Source organism: Roseomonas sp. CAU 1739, assembly GCF_039839775.1.
In the GTDB taxonomy this organism is placed as follows: domain Bacteria; phylum Pseudomonadota; class Alphaproteobacteria; order Acetobacterales; family Acetobacteraceae; genus Neoroseomonas.
The window spans coordinates 247,426-255,120 of sequence record NZ_JBDOQQ010000008.1; the positions used below are offsets into that span (position 1 = coordinate 247,426).

Below are 7,695 nucleotides of genomic sequence, written 5' to 3' on the forward strand. Positions count from 1 at the left end.
AAGGAGACCGTCCCATGATCCGCCGTCGCCACCTGCTCACCGCCGTCGCGGTGTCGCCGCTCGCCGCGCCGCATCTCGCCAACGCGCAAGCCGCGCGTACGGTGAAGGTCGGATCCCTGCGGCTGATCCATTCCATGACGCCGCATTTCTACCAGCGCTTCGCCCCCGCCGGCCTGACCATCGAGATCATCACCTTCGACAGCCCGACCGACGGCAAGAACGCAGTGGTCACGCGCAGCGTCGAAGTCGGCGGCTTCGGCATCGCCGCCGCAACGCTGGGCGCGGCGGCAGGGGAGCCGATCGTCGTGATCGGTGCCTTCTGCAACAAGGGCATGGGGGTGGTCGCCAAGACCGGTTCGGGCATCCGCGACATCGCCGGCCTGCGCGGCAAGCGCGTCGGCATCTGGCCGGGCTCGACGCAGGAGGTCTTCGCCCTGGAGCGCCTGCGCGAGACGGGGATGAGCGTGCGCGACATCACCGCGGTCCGCGTGCCCTTCGGCGAGATGCACGCCATGCTCTCCCGCGGCGACATCGACGCCTATGTCGGTGCGGAACCGGGGCCGGGGCTGTCGATCTCCTCGGGAGTCGGCGAGCTGGTGGAATACCCCTATGGCACGCCGATGGGCGGGCTGAACATGATCCTCGGCACCAGCGAGGGGCTGATCGCCCAGGACCCGGCGCTGCTGCGCACCATGCTGACCATCCATCGCCGCGCCAGCGAATTCATGATGGCGAACAAGGCCGAGGTCGCCGACGCCACCGTGCGCATCCTGGGCGCGCCGCGCGCCGCGGTGGACCAGGCGCTGGGTGCCAACAACGTCGAATACACATGGAAGCTGGACGACACCGTGCTGCGCCAGTCCCGCATCTATGCCGAGCAGATGCTGAGCCTGCGGCAGATCCGCGCCCTGCCGAATTTCGACAAGTTCCTCAATCCGCGTTTCTCCAACGAAGTCGCCACCTCGTAGGGGCCGGTGCGATGAGCGTCACCGCATCGGCCGCGACGCAGGCCAGCGAAGCGCCGGCGCGGGCGCGCGTCAGCCTGTGGCAGCGGCTGCGCGGCACGGTGCTGGCGCTCATTGTGCCGCTGATCCTGCTGGCGGGTTGGCATTTCGGCGTGAAGGCCTCGGCCTCGCGGCTGATCCCGTCGCCGTACGATGTCGCCGAATACATGGTCGATTTCGTCTGGGGCGGCATCTGGGACGATGCCTTCTCGGCGACCATGCACATCCACCTCCTGGCGTCGATGTCGCGCGTCTATGGCGGCTTCGCGCTGGCGGCGATCGTCGCCGTGCCGCTGGGCCTGCTGATCGGGCGCAACGACACGGTCAACGCGCTGCTCGATCCCTTCCTGCAGCTGATGCGGCCGATCCCGGTCACCGCCTGGCTGCCGCTGTCGATGATCCTGTTCGGCCTCGGCGCACGGTCGGCCTTCTTCCTGGTGTTCCTGGGTGCCTTCTACCCGATCCTGCTCAACACGGTGTTCGGCGTGCGGGGCGTCGAGAAACGGCTGTTCGAAGCCGCGTCCATGCTGGGCTGCACCGGCACGGCGCAGTTCTTCAAGGTGGTGCTGCCCGCCGCGCTGCCGTCGATCTTCACCGGTTTACGGCTCGGTCTAGGCCTCGCCTGGTTCGTCATCGTGGTGGGCGAGATGACGGGCGTGCCGCAGGGCCTCGGCGCCGTCATCATGGATGGTCGCACGCTGTCGCGCACGGAACTGGTGATCTGCGGCATGATCGTGATCGGCATCGCCGGCTTCATCTCCGACCGCATCGTCGTGACGATCATGAACCGCCTGCTGCGCTGGAGCCCGTCCCATCATGGCTGAGCTGCCGATCCTCGACGTCCGCGGCGTGGGCAAGGTCTATGAGCTGAACGGCCAGAAGATCGAAGCGCTGCGCGACGCCAACCTGATCGTGCCGAAGGGCGAATTCGTCTGCCTGATCGGCGCGTCGGGCTGCGGCAAATCGACCCTGCTGCGCATCGTCGCGGGGTTCGAGGCCCCGACCTCCGGCCAGGCGCTGATGTGGGACAGGCCGGTGGACGGCCCCGCGCCCGATCGCGGCATGGTTTTCCAGGACTACGGGTTGTTCCCCTGGCTGACGGTGCGCCAGAACATCGGCTTCGGGCCGGCGTCGCGCGGGCTGCCGAAGACCGAGGTGCGCGACACCGTCGAACGCTTCGTGACCATGGTCGGGCTGACGCGCTTCGCCGATGCCTACCCCCATCAGTTGTCGGGCGGGATGAAGCAGCGCGTCGCAATCGCCCGCGTGCTGGCCAACGATGCCGAGATGGTGCTGATGGACGAGCCCTTCGGTGCGCTGGACGCCATGACGCGAGAACGCCTGCAGGACGAGCTGCTGGATATCTGGCAGCGCACGAAGCTGACCGTGCTGTTCGTGACCCATTCGATCGAGGAGGCGATCTTCCTCGCCGACCGTGTGGTGGTGATGGAAGCGGGTCCGGGGCGCATCGCCAGCGAGCATCGCATCGACCTGCCGCGTCCGCGCGACGTGGCCTCGCCGGAATTCAACGAGGTGCGGCGCGAAATGTCGGCCCGGCTGCACAGCCACCACGCGCGCAAGGCGGCATGACACGCATCGCCGCGGTACATCGTGTGCCGATGCGTCATCCGGGCGACGTGTCCGGCGTGGCGGGGCTGATCGATGGTGGCGCGGTCGATGCAGCGGCGATCGTTGCCATTCTCGGCAAGACGGAAGGGAATGGCTGCGTCAACGACTTCACCCGTGCCTATGCGGTGCAGGCGCTGTCGGTGATGCTGGCCGGACGGCTGGAAACGACGCCGGAGGATGTGGCGGCACGCATCGCCATGGTGATGTCGGGTGGAACAGAGGGCGGGCTTTCACCGCATTTCCTGATCGTCTCGATGGCGGAAACCGACGCACCGGCGACCGGCGCGCTGGCGATCGGCATCGCCTTCACCCGCGACTTCGCGCCCGAGGAGATTGGCCGCATGGCGCAGGTGGAGGCCACCGCCGAGGCGGTCCGCGCGGCCATGGCGCATGGCGACCTGGATGACGTCCACTACGTCCAGGTGAAATGCCCGCTGCTGACCAGCGAACGCATCGCCGAGGCCGAGGCGCGCGGCGCCACGGTGGCCACGCATGACACCTATCGCTCCATGGGCCTGTCGCGCGGGGCCTCGGCGTTGGGCGTCGCACTGGCGCTGGGCGAGGTGCCGGCGGCCGCGCTTTCGGAGGCCGTGATCGGCATGGACACGGCGCTGTTCTCCGATTGTGCATCGTGTTCGGCCGGTGTCGAGCTGACCCGCAACGAGGTCGTCGTCTTCGGCAACAGCGCATCCTGGGCCGGGGACCTGACCATCGCCCACGCAGTCATGCGGGACGGCATCGACCTGCCGGCGATCCAGGCCGCGCTGCGCGGGGCAGGGCTTGATCCGGGTGCGGGTCAGTTGACGACAGGTCAGGCGGCGCGCGTCGTCGCATTGCTGGCCAAGGCGGAACCCTCGACCAACGGCCGCATTCGTGGGAATCGCCACATCATGAACGACGACAGCGACATCAACGCGACGCGCCATGCGCGCGCCCTGGTCGGCGGCGTGGCGGCCGCGGCGGTGGGGCGGACCGACCTGTTCATCTCCGGCGGCGCCGAGCACCAGGGCCCCGATGGCGGCGGCCCGCTTGCCGTGATCGCGCGCAAGGCGTCCTGACATGCGGCCCGTCGAGCGCGTCCGCTACACCGCACCGGCCGACCGTCCGCGCCATGTCGGCCCGAACGGCGCGAAACTGATCGTCTGGCCGGTAGTCAATGTCGAGAACTGGCTGATCGACAACCCGATGCCGCGCCAGGTGCTGGTGGCGCCGACCGGCGCAGCGCTGCAGCCGGATGTGCCGAACTGGGCCTGGCACGAATACGGGATGCGGGTCGGCTTCTGGCGCTTCCATGCGCTGTTCGAACGGCTGGGGATCAGGCCGACGCTGTCGATCAATGGCTCGGTGATCGGGGCCTATCCGCGCGTTGCGGCCGCCGCCCGCGATGCCGGTTGGGAGTTCATGGGCCATGGCTGGTTCCAGGTGCCGACACACCGGCTGGAGGACCAGCGCGGCATGATCGCGCAGACGACGCAGGCGATCCTGGACTTCACTGGCAAGCCTTGCACCGGATGGCTGGGGCCAGGGCTGACGGAGACGCTGGAGACGGTAGACATGCTCGCCGAGGCGGGCGTGCGCTGGACCGGCGACTTCGTGCTGGATGACCTGCCGGCGCGCATCGCGACGGCGCATGGGGCGATGCTCGCCATGCCGTATTCCGTCGAACTGAACGACATTCCCGTGGTGATGATCCAGCACCATGACGAACAGGAACTGCCGCGCCGCGCGCGCCTCGCCGCCGCACGCCTATTGCAGGAAGCCGAAGCGGGCAGCGGCGTGAAGGTGATGGGCATCGCCATCCACCCCTACATCACCGGCGTGCCGCATCGGATCCCGGCGCTGGAAGCGCTGTATGCGGATCTCATCGCCGATCCACGCGTGGCCTTCCTGCAGGGCGGCGAGATCGCCGATTGGTACCTGGCGAGCGGCGACCCCGCCTGACCGGTTGGGCGCCATGAACCCGCATTCCAAAGGCCCGTTGGCCTTTGGCGGGAGGGGTCTGGGGAGGGCGCTTACTCACCTATACCGAACACGCCTTGATCCAGCACAACCGCAGGAATTCCCTGGGATGATCGCCGATGCTCAGGTTCAAACCATGAACTCACAATCAACAATCCCAATTCATGACGATCACCATCAGACCTTGACCTTTCATTGCCAAGGACATTGTCCCTGTTGAGGCGGCTGAGGGGCGGCATTCCCATGAGTGCGGAGTGCGGCCTGATGGTGTTGTAGGCATGCAGCCAGGGATGCATGGCGCGGGTGCGGTCTGCGGAGGACTAGAAAGGCGTCGCGTAGGCCCATTCGCGGATACTGGTCTGGATGAAGCGCTCGGCCTTGCCGTTGCTCTTTGGCGTGTAGGATCGGGTGCGCTTGTGTTTCAGGCCGTGCGCCGTGATGGCCTGGGCGATGGCCTTACTTTTGTAGGCTGAGCCGTTGTCGGTCATAACGCGCTGGACGGTGACGCCATGGGCCTTGAACCATACAATGGCGGCATCGAGGAAGGCCACGGCGCTCTGTTTCTTCTGGTCGGGCATCATGGCGGTGAAGTAGTTTGCGCATTCGGCCGTCGAGAATGCGGGCAGCGCGTCGCGGATGGCGTCCCACAGTTCGTCGATGGTGCGTGCGGCGGCCTTGCGCAGCAGGGACTTCAGCTTGGCGAAGGCGTTCTCGATCGGGTTGAAGTCGGGGCTGTAGGGCGGCAGGTAGAGCAAGGTTGCGCCTGCGCACGCGATGGCAGCGCGCACGGTGGCCGGCTTGTGGGCGGGCAGGTTGTCCATCACGACAACGTCGCCGGGGGCGAGCGTCGGTACCAGCACCTGCTCGACATAGGCGAGGAAGGCTGCGCCGTTCATCGCGCCGTCGAGCACCATCGGCGCGGTCATGCCCGACAGCCTGAGCGCGCCGGTGAAGGTCGTTGTCTTCCAGTGTCCGTGCGGCACCGGCGCGCGGCAGCGTTCGCCACGCGGCGCACGGCCCCGCAGACGCGCCATCTTGGTCGATGCGCCGGTCTCATCGATGAAGACCAGGCGCTCGGGATCAAGGTCGGGCTGCGCCGCGAACCAAGCCTCGGGCCGGGCGGCGACGTCGAGCCGTGCCTGCTCGCTCGCGTGCGCAGTTTTTTTTGAAGGTGAGGTCGCGCCGATCGAGGAAGCGCCAGATCGTGCTCGGCGCGAACCGCTCGCCGTGCTCGCGCTCCAGCAGCGCGGCGAGCTCGACCAGCCTGATGTCCACTGGCCGATCCACTGCCGCAAGGATCACCGCGCCGAACGCCTCGATCCGCGCCGAATGCCGGTCGCCGCCACGCGGCTTGGCCGCCGTCGCCCCCGCCTCGTGCCACGCGCGCAGCCAGCGCACCGCCGTCGCCACGCCAATCCCGAAGCGCTCCGCCGCGGCATGGCGCGACAGACCGCCCTCCACCGCCGCTATCACTCGAACCCGCAGATCTTCCGACAAGGTCTTCGCCATCCACGCTGGCCCTCGCCCAGCAGACACGGTGAATCAGATCTCACCCGCGTCGGGGAAGCACTTTCACGAATCGGTTCGAGAGGAACGTGCTCTAGCTGCCCCACCGCGACAGCGCAGCTTGGCCCGTCGGCGTCAGCCGATAGATCCCTCGGCGCTCTCGCTCGAACCAACCGTAGACGTTGCGCAGCAATATTGCGGAGGCGTCTTCGGCAACTATCCGCAATGCTCGAACTGGCTGCGGACCGCTTCCGAGCGCGCCAGCGCAAGCCAATGCCCGCTGCCGATATGCGGTCATGATCGGTTGGCGCGTCGAGCCTCCACATGCCGGGTCACCGAGGCGGCGCTGATGTTCGTCCACGAGCCGGCTTCGACGCTTTTCGTTGAGTCGAGGGCGATACGGGGCCGGTTCGGCTAGGACCTCCACCCGCCCCGACGACGGCGCGACCCGTAGAAGGCCAAAGCCAAGCAACCTGCACAGCTTCTGGACGCGCCCGTCGCGGTCGCGCCCGCGTGTGCTCGCCCGCACCGCCAGCCACAGCTCGTCAGCCATGGGCAGCCGGTCGACCGCCTGCAGCACCAGTTCGAGCGTGAAGCTCAGCTTCATCTCCACGATGACCAGGACCGGCTGACCGGCCGTGCGGATCGCCACGATGTCGCAGCCGCAGACCTCGCCCTTGGCATCGAAGCCGAGCAGTTCGAGGTGACGCTTCACTGCGGCATAGAGTGCGGTCTCACGCAGCGCTGTGGTTGGGTCGGCTGTCCTGGAGGGCATACGGCGCAGTATCCTGCCACTACCCGCGTCGCGCCAGGATTCTGGCGACGGTGGTGTGGTTCCAGACCGTGCCGCCTCGCGGTGCCGGAACGTCGCGTTCGGTCAGCGCACGGGCGAAATCGGCATGGCCAACCAAGCCCTCCGTCCGCAACCGATCGAGTTCTAGATCCAGATGGTGTGAAGCCCGATCCGCGGCATCCCGCCGTGCGGCCGCGGCGGCCGCAGCGTCGGGCCTCGCTACCCGCCGATATCCCCGATCTCCGCCCAGCGCAGTGCCGCGAGCCTTCGCCGCCGCCAATGCCGCCCTGGTCCGCTCGCTGATCAATTCCCGTTCCTTCTGCGTCATGGCGGCATAAATGCGCAGCATCAGATCGTCGGCGTTCGGCATGTCGGCTGCGCGAATGGAGAGCCCGTCCTCCAGCAGCTGCGACAGCGTGTGCGCGCGGCGGGTAACGCGATCCATTGAAGTTGCCATCGGCATGGCGCGGAAATTAGGCCGCCCGGCGAAACCGGAAGCGCTTGCTGAATGTCGTGGCGTCTCCAAACTTTCGGTCGAGTCGGCGAAACAGGAAATGGGCGGCTACGACGGCGGCAATCACCGCACACGACATGAGGGAGCGTAATCATATCGAAGAAATCAACATTTGCACGATGGCGGCCGGCGCCGTTGAAGGCAAATGCAATTACATGCGCCACGAACCCTTAGAGCCCATCCGGGAAGTTTGGATTCACATTGAGGGCGTTGCGGCGAGGCGCCGCAGCATGATGCGGATCATGGCCATGCGGACAAAGGCGGCAGCGATGCGGCAATGCCGCTCGAAA

The 7,695-nt window shown here is 67.2% G+C and carries 8 protein-coding genes and 1 pseudogene; 5 read left to right on the forward strand and 4 right to left on the reverse strand.

Annotated features, from left to right (window positions below; translation table 11 throughout):
- The first annotated feature begins 14 nt into the window (after positions 1-14).
- The 5 genes from AAFN86_RS15400 to AAFN86_RS15420 are packed head-to-tail and all read left to right on the forward strand — an operon-like array spanning position 15 to position 4,574.
- Positions 15-968, forward strand: a complete 954-nt coding sequence (locus AAFN86_RS15400) for an NrtA/SsuA/CpmA family ABC transporter substrate-binding protein (protein ID WP_347544237.1) — start codon at positions 15-17, stop codon at positions 966-968.
- Positions 969-979: 11 nt separating this feature from the next.
- Positions 980-1,828 (forward strand): ABC transporter permease, encoded by an 849-nt coding sequence (locus tag AAFN86_RS15405; protein ID WP_347544238.1) that lies wholly within the window; start codon positions 980-982, stop codon positions 1,826-1,828.
- Positions 1,821-2,594 (forward strand): ABC transporter ATP-binding protein, encoded by a 774-nt coding sequence (locus tag AAFN86_RS15410; protein ID WP_347544239.1) that lies wholly within the window; start codon positions 1,821-1,823, stop codon positions 2,592-2,594. The genes AAFN86_RS15405 and AAFN86_RS15410 overlap by 8 nt, the downstream gene beginning before the upstream one ends.
- Positions 2,591-3,691 (forward strand): ring-opening amidohydrolase, encoded by a 1,101-nt coding sequence (locus AAFN86_RS15415; RefSeq protein ID WP_347544240.1) that lies wholly within the window; start codon positions 2,591-2,593, stop codon positions 3,689-3,691. Before AAFN86_RS15410 ends, AAFN86_RS15415 begins: the two co-directional genes overlap by 4 nt.
- 1 nt (position 3,692) lies before the next feature.
- The gene (locus AAFN86_RS15420) at positions 3,693-4,574 is read left to right on the forward strand and encodes a polysaccharide deacetylase family protein (RefSeq protein ID WP_347544241.1); all 882 of its coding nucleotides are present in this window, start codon (positions 3,693-3,695) and stop codon (positions 4,572-4,574) included.
- A gap of 338 nt (positions 4,575-4,912) precedes the next feature.
- On the opposite strand, the gene AAFN86_RS15425 is transcribed toward AAFN86_RS15420, so the two are convergent.
- The 4 genes and pseudogenes from AAFN86_RS15425 to AAFN86_RS15440 all read right to left on the reverse strand — a co-directional run bounded on the left by AAFN86_RS15425 (position 4,913) and on the right by AAFN86_RS15440 (position 7,336).
- A complete protein-coding gene (locus AAFN86_RS15425; protein WP_347544251.1) occupies positions 4,913-5,173 on the reverse strand; it encodes a DDE-type integrase/transposase/recombinase in 261 nt (86 codons plus the stop codon).
- Positions 5,174-6,101, reverse strand: a pseudogene (locus AAFN86_RS15430) (IS630 family transposase); the annotation flags it as partial. It abuts the gene before it with no gap.
- Between the two features lie 91 nt (positions 6,102-6,192).
- Complete coding sequence (locus AAFN86_RS15435) at positions 6,193-6,873, reverse strand: DUF2161 family putative PD-(D/E)XK-type phosphodiesterase (RefSeq protein ID WP_347544242.1); 681 nt, start codon at positions 6,871-6,873, stop codon at positions 6,193-6,195.
- A 19-nt stretch (positions 6,874-6,892) separates the two neighbouring features.
- Positions 6,893-7,336: a recombinase family protein gene (locus AAFN86_RS15440; protein WP_347544243.1), complete on the reverse strand. Its 444-nt coding sequence runs from the start codon at positions 7,334-7,336 to the stop codon at positions 6,893-6,895.
- Positions 7,337-7,695: the final 359 nt, after the last annotated feature.